At 38.3% G+C, this 15,863-nt stretch carries 22 protein-coding genes and 1 pseudogene; 5 read left to right on the top strand and 18 right to left on the bottom strand.

Annotation, left to right across the window (positions count from 1 at the left end):
- Positions 1 to 18 precede the first annotated feature (18 nt).
- On the bottom strand, positions 19 to 804 hold the full coding sequence (locus CLNEO_RS06760; RefSeq protein WP_066086320.1) for a TrmH family RNA methyltransferase: 786 nt from the start codon (positions 802 to 804) through the stop codon (positions 19 to 21).
- Between the two features lie 548 nt (positions 805 to 1,352).
- On the opposite strand from CLNEO_RS06760, the gene CLNEO_RS06765 reads away from it, so the two are divergent.
- Complete coding sequence (locus tag CLNEO_RS06765; protein WP_066086322.1) at positions 1,353 to 1,991, top strand: lactate utilization protein; 639 nt, start codon at positions 1,353 to 1,355, stop codon at positions 1,989 to 1,991.
- A gap of 96 nt (positions 1,992 to 2,087) precedes the next feature.
- Entirely contained in the window at positions 2,088 to 2,546 is a 459-nt protein-coding gene (locus tag CLNEO_RS06770) for a YaiI/YqxD family protein (protein WP_066086324.1), read from the top strand.
- Positions 2,547 to 2,666: 120 nt separating this feature from the next.
- On the opposite strand, the gene CLNEO_RS06775 is transcribed toward CLNEO_RS06770, so the two are convergent.
- Both CLNEO_RS06775 and fumC read right to left on the bottom strand, forming a co-directional pair.
- Complete coding sequence (locus tag CLNEO_RS06775) at positions 2,667 to 3,845, bottom strand: NAD(P)-dependent malic enzyme (RefSeq protein ID WP_066086327.1); 1,179 nt, start codon at positions 3,843 to 3,845, stop codon at positions 2,667 to 2,669.
- Positions 3,846 to 4,179: 334 nt separating this feature from the next.
- A complete protein-coding gene (gene fumC, locus CLNEO_RS06780; RefSeq protein WP_066086329.1) occupies positions 4,180 to 5,544 on the bottom strand; it encodes a class II fumarate hydratase in 1,365 nt (454 codons plus the stop codon).
- A gap of 159 nt (positions 5,545 to 5,703) precedes the next feature.
- Between fumC and CLNEO_RS06785 the strand changes: the two genes are divergently transcribed.
- The 3 genes from CLNEO_RS06785 (at position 5,704) to CLNEO_RS06795 (ending at position 7,759) form a co-directional block, all read left to right on the top strand.
- Positions 5,704 to 5,997: a thiamine-binding protein gene (locus tag CLNEO_RS06785; RefSeq protein ID WP_066086332.1), complete on the top strand. Its 294-nt coding sequence runs from the start codon at positions 5,704 to 5,706 to the stop codon at positions 5,995 to 5,997.
- 13 nt (positions 5,998 to 6,010) lie between these two features.
- On the top strand, positions 6,011 to 6,643 hold the full coding sequence (locus CLNEO_RS06790) for an HAD family hydrolase (protein ID WP_066086334.1): 633 nt from the start codon (positions 6,011 to 6,013) through the stop codon (positions 6,641 to 6,643).
- Positions 6,644 to 6,988: 345 nt separating this feature from the next.
- Positions 6,989 to 7,759 (top strand): site-specific integrase, encoded by a 771-nt coding sequence (locus CLNEO_RS06795; RefSeq protein ID WP_066086337.1) that lies wholly within the window; start codon positions 6,989 to 6,991, stop codon positions 7,757 to 7,759.
- 75 nt (positions 7,760 to 7,834) lie between these two features.
- On the opposite strand, the pseudogene CLNEO_RS16510 reads toward CLNEO_RS06795, so the two are convergent.
- The 15 genes and pseudogenes from CLNEO_RS16510 to CLNEO_RS06860 all read right to left on the bottom strand — a co-directional run.
- Positions 7,835 to 7,921: pseudogene (locus CLNEO_RS16510) on the bottom strand (YebC/PmpR family DNA-binding transcriptional regulator); the annotation flags it as partial.
- Positions 7,922 to 8,112: 191 nt separating this feature from the next.
- Positions 8,113 to 8,388: a hypothetical protein gene (locus CLNEO_RS06800; RefSeq protein ID WP_066086340.1), complete on the bottom strand. Its 276-nt coding sequence runs from the start codon at positions 8,386 to 8,388 to the stop codon at positions 8,113 to 8,115.
- 12 nt (positions 8,389 to 8,400) lie between these two features.
- Positions 8,401 to 9,660, bottom strand: a complete 1,260-nt coding sequence (locus tag CLNEO_RS06805) for a phage tail spike protein (protein ID WP_066086343.1) — start codon at positions 9,658 to 9,660, stop codon at positions 8,401 to 8,403.
- On the bottom strand, positions 9,660 to 9,794 hold the full coding sequence (locus tag CLNEO_RS15360; protein ID WP_083531822.1) for an XkdX family protein: 135 nt from the start codon (positions 9,792 to 9,794) through the stop codon (positions 9,660 to 9,662). Before CLNEO_RS15360 ends, CLNEO_RS06805 begins: the two co-directional genes overlap by 1 nt.
- A 2-nt stretch (positions 9,795 to 9,796) precedes the next feature.
- Positions 9,797 to 10,108: a hypothetical protein gene (locus CLNEO_RS06810; protein WP_066086350.1), complete on the bottom strand. Its 312-nt coding sequence runs from the start codon at positions 10,106 to 10,108 to the stop codon at positions 9,797 to 9,799.
- A 13-nt stretch (positions 10,109 to 10,121) separates the two neighbouring features.
- Entirely contained in the window at positions 10,122 to 11,156 is a 1,035-nt protein-coding gene (locus CLNEO_RS06815) for a BppU family phage baseplate upper protein (RefSeq protein WP_066086353.1), read from the bottom strand.
- 1 nt (position 11,157) lies between these two features.
- The gene (locus CLNEO_RS06820; protein WP_083531891.1) at positions 11,158 to 11,850 is read right to left on the bottom strand and encodes a phage tail domain-containing protein; all 693 of its coding nucleotides are present in this window, start codon (positions 11,848 to 11,850) and stop codon (positions 11,158 to 11,160) included.
- 1 nt (position 11,851) lies between these two features.
- Complete coding sequence (locus CLNEO_RS06825; RefSeq protein WP_066086356.1) at positions 11,852 to 13,321, bottom strand: phage tail tape measure protein; 1,470 nt, start codon at positions 13,319 to 13,321, stop codon at positions 11,852 to 11,854.
- Positions 13,314 to 13,589, bottom strand: coding sequence for a hypothetical protein (locus CLNEO_RS06830; RefSeq protein WP_066086358.1), 276 nt, complete (start codon positions 13,587 to 13,589; stop codon positions 13,314 to 13,316). Before CLNEO_RS06830 ends, CLNEO_RS06825 begins: the two co-directional genes overlap by 8 nt.
- 11 nt (positions 13,590 to 13,600) lie before the next feature.
- Positions 13,601 to 13,951: a hypothetical protein gene (locus CLNEO_RS06835; RefSeq protein ID WP_066086361.1), complete on the bottom strand. Its 351-nt coding sequence runs from the start codon at positions 13,949 to 13,951 to the stop codon at positions 13,601 to 13,603.
- 57 nt (positions 13,952 to 14,008) lie between these two features.
- Positions 14,009 to 14,551 carry a hypothetical protein gene (locus CLNEO_RS06840; RefSeq protein WP_066086363.1) on the bottom strand — a complete coding sequence of 181 codons (543 nt, stop codon included), beginning with the start codon at positions 14,549 to 14,551 and terminating at the stop codon, positions 14,009 to 14,011.
- A 5-nt stretch (positions 14,552 to 14,556) separates the two neighbouring features.
- A complete protein-coding gene (locus CLNEO_RS06845; RefSeq protein ID WP_066086365.1) occupies positions 14,557 to 14,937 on the bottom strand; it encodes a hypothetical protein in 381 nt (126 codons plus the stop codon).
- The gene (locus CLNEO_RS06850) at positions 14,934 to 15,263 is read right to left on the bottom strand and encodes an HK97 gp10 family phage protein (protein WP_066086368.1); all 330 of its coding nucleotides are present in this window, start codon (positions 15,261 to 15,263) and stop codon (positions 14,934 to 14,936) included. The genes CLNEO_RS06845 and CLNEO_RS06850 overlap by 4 nt, the downstream gene beginning before the upstream one ends.
- Complete coding sequence (locus tag CLNEO_RS06855) at positions 15,260 to 15,553, bottom strand: hypothetical protein (RefSeq protein ID WP_066086370.1); 294 nt, start codon at positions 15,551 to 15,553, stop codon at positions 15,260 to 15,262. Before CLNEO_RS06855 ends, CLNEO_RS06850 begins: the two co-directional genes overlap by 4 nt.
- Positions 15,550 to 15,795: a head-tail connector protein gene (locus tag CLNEO_RS06860; RefSeq protein WP_157723497.1), complete on the bottom strand. Its 246-nt coding sequence runs from the start codon at positions 15,793 to 15,795 to the stop codon at positions 15,550 to 15,552. The genes CLNEO_RS06855 and CLNEO_RS06860 overlap by 4 nt, the downstream gene beginning before the upstream one ends.
- Positions 15,796 to 15,863 lie beyond the last annotated feature (68 nt).

Here is a 15,863-nt window from a genome sequence, read left to right on the forward strand (position 1 = left end):
TCCTTCACCACAGGATTTCTACTTCAACCTTTGGCGCACTACCTCATACATCAGTACTCCAGCGGCAATGGAGGCATTTAAAGACTCCGCCTTCCCAGGCATAGGAATCCTTACCCAACGGTCACATAGGTTTGTCGCTTCGTGGGAAAGCCCTCTCGCCTCGTTGCCAATCAAAAAAGCACAACCTTTTTCCAACGGCAGCTGATACGGATAGCAATCCCCTTTTAAATGAGCAGCATACAACGAAATGTTCTTTTCTTTCATTTTCAGGGTGATTTCCTTTAAATCTACATTTTGAAAGACAGGCACATGAAATATAGAACCCATTGTTGCACGCAAAACCTTTGGATTATATACATCAACACTGCCTTTTGACAGGAAAATCCCATCCACGCCGCTGGCATCCGCTGTACGAATGACTGTCCCTAGGTTTCCTGGATCGTTCAACGCCTCGGCCAACAGGAAAAAGGGTGCATCCCTTTTCCATATTTCTTCCTGTCCCTCCCTTTGCTTCTTGCAAACAGCCAAAACTCCTTGAGGATTCTCCGTATCTGACAATGGTAAAAACAATTCTTCCGTAACAATATATGTTTCCGCCCTCTTATCAAAATTCCGAATATCATTTTCCATTGTAAATGCTTTCGTAATAACAAACATTTCAACTTCCCAATTTGGAGGAATTTCGGAAACAAAGCGCACACCTTCCGCGAGAAATAAACCTTCTTTATCTCGATTTTTCTTCTGACTTAAGCTCTTTATGTATTTGTAAATTTTATTTTGATGGCTCTCAATTGTTTTCGCCATGAAGCTCCCTCATTTCTCAATTCTTCTCCCTATCATAATACAAAACACAATTCCTTTGCAACAAAAAACAGATGTAATTTATTATATAAATGCGGAAATGGATTAAAAAAGTATTTTTAAGCAGCAAAGCCCTTTCTTTAACTGACCAAAGCATGAATGTTCGTTTTTTCATCCTTTTGAAGAAAAACACCTTCTCCAAATCTGTTTTTTCTAAAATAATACCCCATAACTCTGCGCGTCCAGATGCGAAGTCAGAATTTTTCGTCAGGCAAAACAAAAAGCGCAGTGAATACTGGAGGTATTTACGAGCATTTTTGTGCAGACTGACGGAAAAGATGCAAGTAGATGGGGGTACAATGCGGCAGCCGCGAATTGTGCGGTGTTGCCCTAATACTTCACAAAAAACACACAAAATAATTCAGCCTGATTCAATGAATAAAACGTAGCCCTCCACACAAAAATGAGAAAACTTCGCTTTCAAGTATTGGTTTTCATAAAATATATGGTAAAATACAACTATCTATTAAAAAACGAAAGGAGATCGTTTAATGAGTACACCAGTTGAAAAAAGAAAAGAAGCATTGGGAAAAACCCTAGTAGCAAAATTGGAAGCAAGATATTTTGAAGCATATTACTGTCCTACCGCAAAAGAAGCCCTGGAAAAAGCGCTTTCGTTAGTCCCTGAAAAAAGCTCCATATCTTGGGGAGGTTCTATGACTATTCGCGATCTGGGTCTTACTAAAGCTTTCCATGACGGTGAATACGAAGTGATTGATCGGGATTTGGCAAAATCCCCGGAAGAAATGGCAGAGTTACATCGAAAAGGTCTTTTGACTGATTATTTTATTACCAGCACCAATGCAATCTCCGCAGATGGTATTTTGGTAAACATTGACGGTACAGGCAACCGTGTTGCTGCCATGAGCTTTGGCCCCAAAAATGTAGTCGTTATCTGCGGCATTAACAAAGTTGCACAAAATCTTGATGGAGCAGTTGCTCGTGCAAGAAGTGTTGCAGCCCCCATCAACGCTTTCCGTTTTATGGGGAAAACGCCTTGTGTTGCAACAGGCTCCTGCCATAACTGTACCTCTCCTGATTGTATTTGTGCTCAGGTTTTAATCACACGATTATGTAAACCAGCAAAAAGGATTAAAGTAATTGTAGTTGGTGAAGAATTAGGTTTTTAATTTTAATTACAGTAATGCCTTCATGTAATAGAAGGCCTCCACCACATATAACAAGTAAAATTTATTCGCAAAAGCTTGCTGCGAAAGGAGACTACCATGAAGGTTCTTGTTGATGCTGATGCTTGCCCTGTAAAAGAAATGATTGTGGACACATCAAAAAAATATAATATCCAGGTTTATATGGTAACGGATGCTTCTCATGTTTTATTTTATCCCGAAGAAAATGTTCATGTGGTGACCGTTGACCAAGGGGCTGATAGTGCAGACCTTGCCATTGCCAACCGAACGGAAAAAGGCGATCTCTGTATCACTGCCGATTACGGCTTAGCTACACTGATTTTGGCAAAAAAAGCCACGGTAATTCACCCCAACGGATTTTTTTATACAGCTGAGAATATTGAACGTATGCTTTTTGAGCGACATCTTTCCCGGGAAATGCGGCGGCAAAAAAAGGGCCGTGGCGGACATATTCCAAAACGGACAAAAACAGATGATGCTAACTTCCTTGCGATTTTTGAAAAAGCATTAACCGCAAAGGAAGCTCCTAATTCCTAGGTAGTTTCAAAAAGGACAGACTTTTGTGTAAAAAAGCCTGTCCTTTTTGCTAATAGCATCTACTGCCCTTACGCTTCACAAAAACGTACCTTCAAAAGAGGTGTATCCCCGCCCGGGAAATCATTCCGGTTTTATACGAGCAATCCCCTCTTCAATTGCTACATCAGCAACAGCTTTCGCCACGGCATCGGCAACGGATTTATCCAGTGCAGAAGGAATAATATTTTCTTTATGCAGCTTGTCCTCAGGAATCATCGCCGCAATTGCATAGGCCGCCCTTTGCTTCATCCCCTCTGTAATTTCCTTAGCACGAACAGCTAGCGCTCCCTTGAAAATTCCCGGGAAAATCAAAACATTGTTAATTTGATTAGGAAAATCCGAACGCCCGGTGCCAACAACTGCCGCACCTGCGGCCAGTGCTTCATCAGGCATAATTTCAGGGATGGGGTTTGCCATGGCAAAAACAATGCCCTGATTCATGGAAGCTACCATTTCCTTGGTTACCATGTTCGGACGAGAAACACCAACAAATGCATCGGCTCCCCTCATGGCATCAGCTAACTTTCCTTTTTCCTTATGGATATTGCTAATATGAGAAATTTCTTCCTGCCCTGCATTTAAGTCTGAATCACCCTCACAAATAATACCATTGATGTCACACATAACAATATTCCCAAAGCCCATGGAGATTAAAAGCTTACCAATGGCAATGCCTGCCGCACCTGCCCCATTAATGACAATCTTCATTTCCCCCATTTTCTTCCCAACCACCTTCATGGCATTGAGCATGGCCGACGCAACAACAATAGCAGTCCCGTGTTGATCATCATGAAATACGGGAATATCACAGATTTCTTTCAGCTTGCGCTCAATTTCAAAACAACGGGGTGCTGAAATATCCTCCAAATTAATACCGCCAAAGCTTTTGGAGATCAAATAAATTGTATTTACAATGGTGTCCACATCCTTGGAGTCTATGCAAAGAGGGAATGCATCCACGCCGCCAAACTCCTTAAATAATACGCATTTCCCCTCCATTACAGGCATACCAGCCGCAGGGCCGATATCTCCCAACCCTAGAACCGCAGTGCCATCTGTCACAACGGCAACCAAATTGGAGCGGCGTGTCAAACGAAAGGATTCCTCATAGTTTTTCTCAATCACTCGACAAGGCTCTGCAACCCCTGGGGTATACAGCAAGGATAGATCCTCTCTCGTGGTGACCTCTTTTCTGGAAACCACTTCTATTTTCCCCTGCATTTCATAATGCAGCTTTAACGCTTTTTCTTCAATACTCATGGATGTGCCTCCTATTTTTAATAAATTACTATCCGCTATTATTCCAAAACTGAATTCAAAACATGACATTTTATAAGACCTAAGAACCATTGATAAATCCCCACCACCATTGCCCATAGGGTATCCTATAATTCATTCAGAACGTAGACAAAATGAAAACCTTGAGGGCTTTGCTACGCAAAGCTGTCCTGCGGACAGATGGCACGTCTTTAACATTGCCACATTGACTCATCTAAACCGCATAAATATGCGGTTTAAGTAAAAGTTTTGGTCTTGCTTTTTTCAAAAAGCAAGTGGGTTTGGGCAACGTCCAAGGTTTACCAGTCTGAATCCATCAAACCATATTTTCAGGACGAAATACCTCGTCAAATTTTTCTTCTGTCAAAAACCCCAAAGAAACACAGGCTTCCTTTAATGAAATGTTCTCTATATACGCCTTTTTCGCTGTTTTTGCTGCATTTTCATAGCCAATATAAGGGTTCAAGCAAGTAACCAGCATCAGGGAACGATGGAGATTTTCATTCATTTTCTCCGTATTTGCCCGAATACCTGCCACACAATGTACACGGAAAGAATCCAATCCATCTGCCAACAGACGAACGGATTGTAAAAAGTTATAAATGCATACCGGCATAAACACATTCAGCTCAAAATTCCCTTGAGAAGCACAAATACCAACGGCTGTATCGTTTGCCAAGACCTGAACAGACACCATGGTTACCGCCTCGCACTGGGTTGGGTTTACCTTACCCGGCATAATGGAGCTTCCCGGCTCATTTTCGGGAATAAAAATTTCGCCTAAACCGCATCGAGGGCCGCTGGAAAGCCAACGAACATCGTTTGCAATTTTCATTAAATTTGCAGCCAGCGCCTTTAACGCTCCATGGGCAAATACCAGCTCATCCTTTGCCGTTAAGGCATGGAACTTATTTTCTGCGGTAATAAAAAGCTCGCCCGTCAGCTTGGAAACTTCTTCCGCCGCCGCTTCAGCAAAACCCTTTGGCGCATTCAAGCCAGTGCCCACCGCTGTTCCGCCTAATGCCAATTCCTGCACACCCACAAGACTTGTTTCAATCATCCCCTTGGCCTTTTGCAACATATTCCGCCAACCGCTGATTTCCTGGGAAAAGGTTATCGGCGTCGCATCCTGCAAATGGGTTCTGCCTGTTTTGACAATCCCCTTATTTTCCTCCTCTAAACGTGCCAGTTCAGTAATCATTCGCTCCAGCGCAGGCAGCAGCTGTTTTTTCGTTTCCAAGACGGCAGCAATATGCATGGCTGTGGGAAACGTATCATTGGAGCTTTGGGACATATTCACATGATCGTTGGGATGCAAAAGCTTTTCCCCTGCGATTTCGTTCCCACGATTGGCAACCACTTCATTTACGTTCATGTTGGACTGCGTGCCGCTGCCTGTTTGCCAAACAACCAAAGGAAACGCATCGTCAAGCTTCCCTGCCAAAATTTCGTCGCAAACCTGCCCGATAATTGAACATCTTCTTTCATCCAGCTTGCCTAATTTGTTATTTGCTTGGGCAACAGCTTTTTTTAAAATTGCAAAGGCATAAATGATTTCCATAGGGATTTTTTCGGTACTTATTTTAAAATTTTCAAAACTTCTTTGGGTTTGTGCTCCCCAATATACCCCCATAGGAACCTTAACCTCGCCCATAGAGTCTTTTTCGATACGGTATTCCATGGCAATTCTCCTTATATATATAATTTCACTTACAATTATCCTAAAATACATTATAACAAAAAATAACAAAAAATAATATTCCTCAATGGGAAAAAGTCTGTCACAATAGTTGAGTTTTTTTGTAGAAAATGGTACACTTCACAAAAAGGAGGAATGAAAATGTATACAACCAGCATTGCAATACAGGTTTTGCCCGATATTTCAGAAATGGATAAAGTCTGTGTCATTGTGGATCGTGTGATTGAGTATATTGCTTCAACGGGTTGCAACTATATGGTTGGACCTTTTGAAACCACGATTGAGGGGGATATAGAAACCCTAATGGAAATTGTAAAGCGTTGCCAAGAAATCCCTGTGGAACTAGGCGCCCCCTCCACCAAATCCTATGTGAAAATATTTCATAATCCACAAGGCCTCTTAACGATAGCAGAAAAAACAGATAAATATAGATAACAAAGGAGAACTTATGAAAAGTATTATCTTTGACCTTGACGGCACTTTAATTGATTCCATGCCTGTTTGGAAAAATACGGGGCGCAACTTTTTATTAAACCATGGTTTTGCCGTACCTGAAAATTTACATAGTGTGGTTAAAGCCCAAACTATCGGTCAAACGGCAGAGTATTTCCGTAAAGACTTGGGCGTAACCCATACGCCTGAGGAAATTATAAACGAAATCATTCAATATGTTGAGGATGCCTATAAAAATACCATTCCCTTAAAGCCTTATGCAAAAGAATTTTTGGATAAGGAATTAGAAAATGGCACCAAAATGTGTGTTTTAACCGCTTCCGAAGCTAGCTATATCCATCCTGCCTTGGAGCGTCTTGACCTTATAAAATACTTTCAGTTCATTCTGACCTGTACTGAAACAGGCCACTATAAAACTGACCCCCAAGTATTCCGCATTGCCATGGAAAAATTGGGCGGGAATCTGGAAAATACCATTGTTTTCGAGGATGCACTTTATGCTGTTGAGGGAGCAAAAAAAGGGGGCTTTACCGTTTATGCCGTTGCAGATCCTGTTACAGAGGCTGACAGCGGTGTCATTCGCGCCGTTGCCGACAAATACATAAAAAGCTATAAGGAATTATTGTAACTTCAAGCGTTTCTAGAAAAAATATCGGAACCTATTGCAATTTGTGATAGGTTTTTTTCTATAATTTTTTTTAGCTACTTCTTTCTAAAGCAATCTTACGATTACCTCACTGCCATGAGGAATAAAAAAAGGCAAGAGATACGCATTGCGAAGTCCTTGCCTTTTGCTTTAAATAATATTGCTTCAATCCACTACTAACGTTAAATTGTTTCAATAGCTTTTCCCAGTGTTATTAATTCTGCTGTGCCCTCGCAAGTGTTATTCCACTGACCATTTGCACTCGTTGCAATGTCCGCCATTAAAAGATCAATTGTTGACAATCGGATCATCCCAGAGCTTGGAGATATGCCCATCAACCAAATCACACCGAACACGCTAAGACAGTTTAATAATAAGCTCCTAGAAACTAATGAATACAGCAATTTATATTTAAAAAAAGTGAATGGCCAAATATCATGCATATTTAATTTTGCAGTTCGTTATTACAACCTATCCTCAAATCCTTGTAAAATATACGAAAGGATACAAGGCAAACCAAAAGCAGATATACAATTCTGGACATTAGATGAATATAAAAAATTCATTGAATCCGTAAAAGACCCTGAGTACAAATTAGCCTTTGAGATATTATTCTGGACAGGAATGCGTTCCGAGGAACTGTTAGCACTCACTGTTGGAGATATTGACCTAATTAAGAAAGAAATATCTATAAGTAAAAATTATGCTAAACTCCATAAAGAAGAGCTGATTTTAACACCTAAGACAAAGAAAAGTAAAAGGATAGTAGAAATCCCTATTGCTTTGTGTGAAACAATAGAAGAATATCTATCACATATATATGACTGTGGCAAAAGTACCCGTCTCATAACTGCCAGCCGTCCCACCTTGCGAGTAGTACTAAATAAATACGCTGAGACCGCAGGTGTGAAACAAATACGTATTCATGACTTAAGGCACTCCCATGCATCCTTGTTAATCGAAATGGGATTTCAGCCCCTTGTAGTAGCGGATAGATTGGGACACGAAAACATAAAAACAACTTTAGAAGTATACAGTCATTTATACCCTAACAAGCAAACGACAGTATGTGAAAAACTAGATGCTTTAATGAAATAGTACGTTTTTAGTACGCATAGACAAAAAATAAAGCCGTAAACCCTGTAATTTCAAGGCTTACGGCGATTTTATTTATTATTCATCCCAGTTATGAAATACATTCTGAACATCATCATCATCGTCCAGCAAATCCAAAAGCTTACTCATTTTCTTAATTTCTTCTAAACGTTGATTTTTCAAGGTTTTTTGCTCAGATTTACATTGAAAATTCAGTTACGATTTTTGTTAAACACCTCAACATATATCATCACTGAATGATAACATAAACCATCACTGAATGCAAGTTTTAAGAAACAAAAAGGGCATATAGCCATTACACTATATACCCTAAAATATACCATAACAATGAATATTTATATCGTCCCCCCACTAAGCAAATACCCAACCAAAGCACCTACAACAACAGTAATTGATGTCATTACAATACTATCCCATCTCTTAGCTGGTTTCTCAATTAAAGTTTTTACGTCTCCCTTAATTTCACCTAAATCTTCTTTAATATGTTCCTGTTCATTTTGCATTACAGAAACCGCATTTGTAAGCTGTTCCAAATCGTCTTGCCTTTTCTCCATCTTATCTTGACGTACTTCTATATTTTCAATTCTAACTGCCATCTCATCTTGATTCATCCCCTCAACTCCTTATGTTGCTAAATTTCCATTACTATCAATTATGGTTTTCCATGTACCGTTTATTCCTGTGCTGCTGAATTGTAAGCCACCAGTACCCCAACGGAATAATTTTGTTGCCTGTGTGTAATCTGCACTATCCATACTGATATATAGCGTATTGTTTACTATGGTAATATTACCGCTGATAAGGTTTAACACTTGCTTTACCTCAGTAGATGCACCCAATGCAGTAGAAAGGCTTTTCTCCCCACTGGTAATACTGGTTGTAATATCTTCGACAAAATCCCCTAATTCAACGAAATTATATTTTTCAAGCAAGCAATCCCACTCATAAGAAATCACTTGCGCTTTCTTGCTGAAATTCATCTTACTATTTACCACTGTCACAACGTCCCCAAGCTGGACATCTTCCAGTATTGCAAAATTCTTATATTCTTCTGTCTTTGCCAACAACTGAAAATCTGCTTTAATATTCACCGTTGGCAAGTCTACACCGCTGTTAAATAAACTTTGTGCATACGCTGTAAGTTGTGCTTGTGTTGTAAGGGAAGTATTTTCATATTTTCTAGCTTTAGGGTATGGATAATCATTAATATGAGTACTGTTCACAGGTGAACCAATTAATCCATCCTTACCAACAGGAAATATTTTTGTTGCCACTTCGCTAATATCTTCTTCAATTTCTAATCCTATAAGGTTTTTACTATATCGGATAGAAACCCCTTTATCACTTCCAATAGAGGGTAAAAAAGATATATTATAATTATCCCTCAATATTTCACCGCCAAATACAGAAACAAAGCTGTCATTGTCCTCTCCACTTCCCAAAAGTGCTGAAATGGGATTAATACTAGATACTGCTAAACTTCCTGTGCCTGTTAGTGTTGTATTGAATGTGAATGGCATAGCATAGTTAAACGCTGATTGCAAGCTATTCAATGTGCTTTGTGGTGTCTGTGCTGTGATACTGCAAGATTGAATAAAATTATCCAGTAAATCATAAAAGATATGTCTTGCATTCACTGTGATACTTTCCATAGTAGGCTTAATGTTATAAATACGAAAAGCCTGTTTTCCCCTTGGCGTACTTACACATAGGATGTAACCATTTTCAAGCTTCTCCCACTTTCCCCACTCGTCATAAGGGTGCTGCAATTCCAACTCATAAACACCGTTTAATTCCTCTGTGACACTACAAAGGCTCGGGAGCAATGCCCCCAAGCCTAATGTGTCAAATGCTGTGCTATTTTTTTCGTGTATGGTAATCATCAAATCACCTCGTATTCCAACCCTGTAATTAGCTTGTATTCTTCGGCTACTAATCTTCTAGCCTTGACAAATTTTGCTACATCACTAGCAGAATACAGCCCCATATCGTAATACCGTTTTACGATCGCATACATATTTACACCTCCAATTGTCCTAGTAATATTTCAGCCATAACCGCATCTTGCGCCCCTTGATTATCCAGAATCGACATTTGGTTCAATAACAATTCGGCTTGCAGAATATCTTGCTCCGTTGGCTGCGGTTCTGGTTCTGGAATAACAGGCTTATTCGCTTCAAATTCCTCTTGCGTAATTTCTTCTAATCCCTCTGATGGTACATTACCGACAGAATATTTCAAAAACAAATAGCCATCAAAATAATAACTTTCCGTGTATGCACAGCCACTTTTAATTACAGGTGGCTCATTTCCTTGTTTTTTATAATACATAACTCCCCCTCCTTTATTCGTACAGAGCATATGCTATACCCACTTCTACGCCCGTATTTCCGCTTACCACAACAACAAAAGAATCCTTAAACGGCATAACTCCAGTCGAATAATTTGACGTTTTGGAACTGGTATTAGCTTCACAGAATAGCCCATCCCCGCTCGATGCTACCGACGGCTTATAAATATAGTTCGTACCTCCAGACAAGTTTGAATATTCAACTCCGTCAGCAATAACTGTTACACCTGTAAGCGTGCCTTGCAATCCGTAAAACTCCCCTGCACCAGATACAGATAAAATGATTTTTGTGGTACCAGGAGGAGTGGTTGTTGTTAATTTTTTATAAACTTTGTACTTTTTGACACTAAGCAAGCCATTCAATTTCCCCATTACCGTCCCTGCTGTTGTCGTGCCACCTGTATCCACTGTATTGCCTAGCCTATCAATCACCCCTTGTACGTTGGCTTCCGATAACACTTGATTCAGTAAAGTGGTTAAATCTGTATCCAAATATTCAGCCATATATTCTAGCATCTGCCAAAAGGTGTCCAAATTGCGCTCGGTTGCAATCGTACCTTTTGTGCCCATATTTTGTACCATATCCGTCATTAAATCATAGGCTTCGTAAAGGTTCTGGTATAGCACAACCAATGCACCGTATTCGTTGCTACTCTCAACCGCACCAGAAGAAATAAGGCTTGCCACTACATGGATTTTGAACGGCTGTGTACTCAAAATTTCCACATTATCCTTAAATATAATAATCTGTACTTCCAAATCCTGCGCTACTGCTAACGCTTGACTTGTTAATTCAAACTGGCATCTTCCTGCCGTTGCATTTGTAATTTCTCCATTATTATAAAACTCTTTATCATCTGCTTTTTTCCCATATATTCTAACCTCATGCCCTGTAAGATTAATGGCTGTGCTACCATCTAACAAAACCACATCTAAATATCGGCTACTGGCATCATTTTGAACGGCTGTAATAATAGCCGTAACTTCTTTATTTACATCAATTTCTAACTTCTTATAGACTTGTGCCATCTTATAACCACCTCCAATTAGGTTGCGTTTCTACTCTTTCTACGTTTCCTGTCCAACTAATTGTATTTGCCCCTACTTGAAATTTAGGGAAATCCAATGCTAAAAAGGAATTATTTTTATTTATGCTATCTTTATAAACTTCTTGTATCTCGCTATTGATTGTTACATAGCCGTCAATTCCAGTAATAGAATAATCTTCATCATTAATTGTGAGCGTAATATTCCCTTCGCCATAAATTGTGATTACTGGTTCGCTATAAACTGTGCCTTGGTTATAGATAGTTGTCCCTGTTGTAAGGCTCATTTCTTCGTCTGCATGGTTCACAGAATACTTAAAAGGGAAGCAATCGAATTGCACTAAAAAATCATTCAAATTCACCAATATATTATTAAATGGTATTTGATTCTTAATGAATGCCTTGTAAACTTTGTCTGGTTCACTGGAAAAAGTAACTTCCCCATAACCATTCAGCCAAGCACAAATATCATCAATCTTACTTCTATCTGTTACATGACACTCAGCTTCCTTTGTGTAATTCTCATAAGCATTTGTATCCTCATGTAAGATACCGTTTCTCCCTGCAATTTCAATTTCATTTACTTTCTTCGTTGGTTTATAAATGGAGGGTGCTTTCAGCATAACAACCCCCATATCAAGAGAATTAATCCCTTTGAATGTAAAATATTGTGACACCTTAAGCACCCCCTGTTGCTAGCTTCTTTGATTTTCTGTAGAATTCCATTTCTCTCATTAAATCCCCAGTAGTTCTTCCGTTACTGTTCTCAACTTTTGCAATGTTTACAGTAAAGTTTTCTGTCTTGTTTGTGGTTTCATCATTACGGTATCTGTCAGCTTCAGCTTGTGTAAGCACCATTTCCCCCTTATGGAGGACGGATTTATATTCATCATAAGGGACATAAGCTAAACCATTTCTATGGCTACCATCTGATTCACCGTCTGAATCATTGCCCATTTCGCTTTTCTTCTTTTTCCAGAATGTTACCTTATCCGTAAGCCAAGAAACCTTTTCATCTACCCATTTTTTAATACCATCCCATACTTGCTTTAAACCGTCCCACAATGATGTAAAAATGCTCTTACCTGCATTAAGGAAAAGTTTGCTTGAGTTTGCAATCAGCTTTACAAGCCCCTCAATGGCAATATTAAGAAAATCGTTTATTCCGTTTAAGAACCCCTCGAAATCTCCATTGAATAATGCTGTAAATGCACCAAACAAAGCTTGAATTCCCTTTAACACTGTATCAACAACTATCTTCATATTTTCCCAAACTGTATTAAATAATGTTCCTTCTGTTTGCGCTGAAGTAACTAATGCAGAAATCATAGCTACTAAACCATCAATAAAACCACCTATAGCAGATACTACCGTATCAACAGTTTCTTGTATCTGTGGCATATACTCAGAAACCCAATCCATAATATTTACTAAAGCTGGAATTAACTTTTCTGTTAATGCCATCTTAACTTTGGTAATCTGTTCTTCCATTGCCTGTTGTGCATCCTTAAAAGCAGCAGCAGATTTTACTTGCTCATCTGTCATGGTTACAGCACTTTCAGACGCTTCAAGCTGTTCTAATATGGCATCTTTACCACCATTAATAAGCGGTAATAATTCTTGGTATTTATTCCCCAAAAGTTCTTTAGCTTTAGCATCTCTTTCAGTTCCAGCTTTCATATCAGATAATGCTAAAATGGTATCCTTAAAAATACTTTGGCTATCTCGAATTGAACCGTCAGTATTTTTCATGCTTATACCCATATTTTCATAGGCTTCAGCATTATCTTCAGCACTTGTGGTAATTTCCTTTATAGCCTTACCCACTGTTTCAATTGACGTTCCATTGTGTCCTGCTATGCTTTCCCATTGCTGATAGGCTTCCGCTGACATAGAGAACTTTTGGCTCATCTTGTCAATATCATCACCTTTATCAGCAAATTCTGTTACAGCTTGCTTTGCAATATCAAAACCTTTTTTAATGGTTGCGCCAATAGCTAAACCAACAGCTAACCCTTTTAATTTACCTAGCAACCCATCAAGCTTACCGCCTGTGTTTTCTGCATTATCTCCAAATTGTTTCAAGCCATCAATGCCGCCGCTATCATCAACTTTAAGCTTAATTCCTAATTCGCCTAAATCAATCATTTTCTTTTTTCACCTCCCCAAATATTTCTTTTAATTTCTTAATATCTGGCTTAGTTTGCTGTAATAACCAACAATCCTCAAGATATTCACTACCTTTTTCCGTTTGACGCATCTTATGAATAAAAGCATCCTTTACAAGTGTCTTGTATGTGTAACAATCCAATTCTAAGCACTCATTGAAGTTTAATCCGCTGTAATCTGCAACCATCTTTAAATCCTCTGTATCCGTATACAAGTACGGTTTTTCTTCCCCTGTACCAGTAGGCATACAAGGGATGATTATTCCCCCAGTTTCTTATAGTAAAAATCAAAATACTCTTCAAGAATATTAACTAAAATATCATAAGGAATTTTTTCAACATCACTTTCAGTTATTACAAGTAATTCTGTTTTCTTCAGCAATTTATTAATAAAGCCTTTTTTCTGAATATATACAGGCTCATGCAATATGAAAATTCTATACATCAGATTGTATATCGCTGCGATTCCTGTTTTCTCGTCCATCTTTTTAGTATTTATATCTAAAAAACTTAATTCCATTGCTCTAGTTGGTTTTCTCAACTTTAAAACAGTACCATCAAACCATTTCAATTCGTAGCTTTCATTTGAAACTCTTTGTAAATCTAACATTGATTTCACTCCTTTTAATAATAGAAAAGGGATACCATAACAGTACCCCTAAATCATTTACGCTGTAATGCTGCTATCATACTCTTTATAATGAATTAGAGTTCCCTCGCTATCCAGTGGCTGCGCCTTAAATTCCGCATTAATAACCGTTTCTTTATCCTTTGCAAATGCAAGCTCAAACCCTGCTTCATTGCTACCAACAATGGTTACTCTAATGTCACCATCTACAGAATCAGTATGTACAAAATGAATTACATACTTCTTTCCATCATAATTACCAGTACCGCCAATTTTTACAGTTCTGGTATGTGTAGCTGTATCCTCGGAAACTCTTGCAGTAGAACATAATTTTTTCAATGTATTTCCATTCCAAGTCATAACACCAGATTTCAATACGGCTTCTTCATCTGTAATAATTTTCTTAGATACCAAACCCAAATCATCTTTGGCTTCATAAAAACTAGGCTTATAGCTAATGCTTGCCCCACTTTGAATATAGCCTAATAATTTACTTTCAATTTCAATCGCTGTATTTTCTGGAAGTGTACCAGTGAATTCATCAATATAAACCTTACCACTGCCCAATACAATTTTTTCCATTCTTATTACCTCCTATATCTATTCTTTACAATAAAAAAAGCCTTAACAATATGGTTCTTGGTATCCTCGTCAAACAAATACCCACCACCATTTAAGGCAATCTCTAAAACGTCATTATTAAATTGCTCATCCCCTACAGTAAGTAAAATTGCTTTCACTCTTTCAAGGATTGCATTAACCTTTAAATAATCTTGGCTTAAACAACTAATCTCAAGCCTGTTTTGCTCTTTAATTGCATCACTGGTTAAATTGATAAACCTATATACAATACTGTCTGTTTTGTCGGTTTTATTTAGGTAAATCCCAGTGTTATTTGAGGAAGAATTTAATAATGATTTTAACTCTGTATCATCTTCTAACCTTTGTAAAATATCATCCAGTATCAAAATTCTGCCCCCCTCTTAAAATATTGTACTATCTCTGTCATGTGTTCATCAACGGCATTTTGCAAGAAGGGTCTGCCCTCCATTTTGCTTGTACCCTCGTGAACAAAAGGTGAATACTCTACGCTTGTGCCAATCTCAACAGCATTATTTTCTACAACATGAGTAATAGAATTTTTCAATGCACCTGTATCAACTGCGCCCATCTCAGTAATATTTTCTTTGGCTGTATTTTCTACATATTGCCCAGCTAATTCTAAGCCTTGTGTTATTTTCTCTGGTAAAATATTCTCAATAAAATTATTCAAGTTCACCGTTATCTCACTCATACAATCACCTGCTTTAATTGTAGCTGTGTCCATCTACCAACAATAAAGGATTGTATCTCATATTTGGTATTACTATCTGAAATAAAATAATTTTCTCCAACTGTAAAATTCTGATAGCTTGTCAATCCAGTTTCTACCTTAATATAATACTGTATTTCATTGGTAAATGATTTCATATGCTGTTGTGAAATAGCAACACCTATTGTATCAATCAATACTTCCTCTGTTTCTTCTCCATATCTACCATTTGTTGTTACTATTTGATAAAGATTAAAAGGTTGTTTTGTCATAGCAATCTCACCTTTTTTCTAAACTTTTCAAGCATCACAACAATATATTTAGGATATAGTGATTCATAGCTTTCGGAAATACCACTTCCGCTAAATGAAGTTAAACCCTCATTATTTTCTCTGTTCTTGTGACACTTCGCCATTTCATTTACACAAACAACATGAGCGTTATTTTCGCCATCATAAGAAATATTCGTGTAGGTTTCAAAGATAGCTTTACAAATCTCAATGTATTCTTCCATATCCTCACCTTCTTTTAAAAAGTAAAGGAGGACAGCACTCCGTCCCCCTACATTAAATTTCATGCACC

It is taken from the genome of Anaerotignum neopropionicum (genome assembly GCF_001571775.1).
GTDB lineage: Bacteria > Bacillota > Clostridia > Lachnospirales > Anaerotignaceae > Chakrabartyella > Chakrabartyella neopropionicum.

Bases quoted from the DNA above. Each gene is read 5' to 3' on its own strand.
- CLNEO_RS06760 (WP_066086320.1), bottom strand. From the start codon at position 804: ATGGCGAAAACAATTGAGAGCCATCAAAATAAAATTTACAAATACATA.
- CLNEO_RS06765 (WP_066086322.1), top strand. From the start codon at position 1,353: ATGAGTACACCAGTTGAAAAAAGAAAAGAAGCATTGGGAAAAACCCTA.
- CLNEO_RS06770 (WP_066086324.1), top strand. From the start codon at position 2,088: ATGAAGGTTCTTGTTGATGCTGATGCTTGCCCTGTAAAAGAAATGATT.
- CLNEO_RS06775 (WP_066086327.1), bottom strand. From the start codon at position 3,845: ATGAGTATTGAAGAAAAAGCGTTAAAGCTGCATTATGAAATGCAGGGG.
- fumC (WP_066086329.1), bottom strand. From the start codon at position 5,544: ATGGAATACCGTATCGAAAAAGACTCTATGGGCGAGGTTAAGGTTCCT.
- CLNEO_RS06785 (WP_066086332.1), top strand. From the start codon at position 5,704: ATGTATACAACCAGCATTGCAATACAGGTTTTGCCCGATATTTCAGAA.
- CLNEO_RS06790 (WP_066086334.1), top strand. From the start codon at position 6,011: ATGAAAAGTATTATCTTTGACCTTGACGGCACTTTAATTGATTCCATG.
- CLNEO_RS06795 (WP_066086337.1), top strand. From the start codon at position 6,989: ATGCCCATCAACCAAATCACACCGAACACGCTAAGACAGTTTAATAAT.
- CLNEO_RS06800 (WP_066086340.1), bottom strand. From the start codon at position 8,388: ATGAATCAAGATGAGATGGCAGTTAGAATTGAAAATATAGAAGTACGT.
- CLNEO_RS06805 (WP_066086343.1), bottom strand. From the start codon at position 9,660: ATGATTACCATACACGAAAAAAATAGCACAGCATTTGACACATTAGGC.
- CLNEO_RS15360 (WP_083531822.1), bottom strand. From the start codon at position 9,794: ATGTATGCGATCGTAAAACGGTATTACGATATGGGGCTGTATTCTGCT.
- CLNEO_RS06810 (WP_066086350.1), bottom strand. From the start codon at position 10,108: ATGTATTATAAAAAACAAGGAAATGAGCCACCTGTAATTAAAAGTGGC.
- CLNEO_RS06815 (WP_066086353.1), bottom strand. From the start codon at position 11,156: ATGGCACAAGTCTATAAGAAGTTAGAAATTGATGTAAATAAAGAAGTT.
- CLNEO_RS06825 (WP_066086356.1), bottom strand. From the start codon at position 13,321: ATGATTGATTTAGGCGAATTAGGAATTAAGCTTAAAGTTGATGATAGC.
- CLNEO_RS06830 (WP_066086358.1), bottom strand. From the start codon at position 13,589: ATGCCTACTGGTACAGGGGAAGAAAAACCGTACTTGTATACGGATACA.
- CLNEO_RS06835 (WP_066086361.1), bottom strand. From the start codon at position 13,951: ATGTTAGATTTACAAAGAGTTTCAAATGAAAGCTACGAATTGAAATGG.
- CLNEO_RS06840 (WP_066086363.1), bottom strand. From the start codon at position 14,551: ATGGAAAAAATTGTATTGGGCAGTGGTAAGGTTTATATTGATGAATTC.
- CLNEO_RS06850 (WP_066086368.1), bottom strand. From the start codon at position 15,263: ATGAGTGAGATAACGGTGAACTTGAATAATTTTATTGAGAATATTTTA.
- CLNEO_RS06855 (WP_066086370.1), bottom strand. From the start codon at position 15,553: ATGACAAAACAACCTTTTAATCTTTATCAAATAGTAACAACAAATGGT.
- CLNEO_RS06860 (WP_157723497.1), bottom strand. From the start codon at position 15,795: ATGGAAGAATACATTGAGATTTGTAAAGCTATCTTTGAAACCTACACG.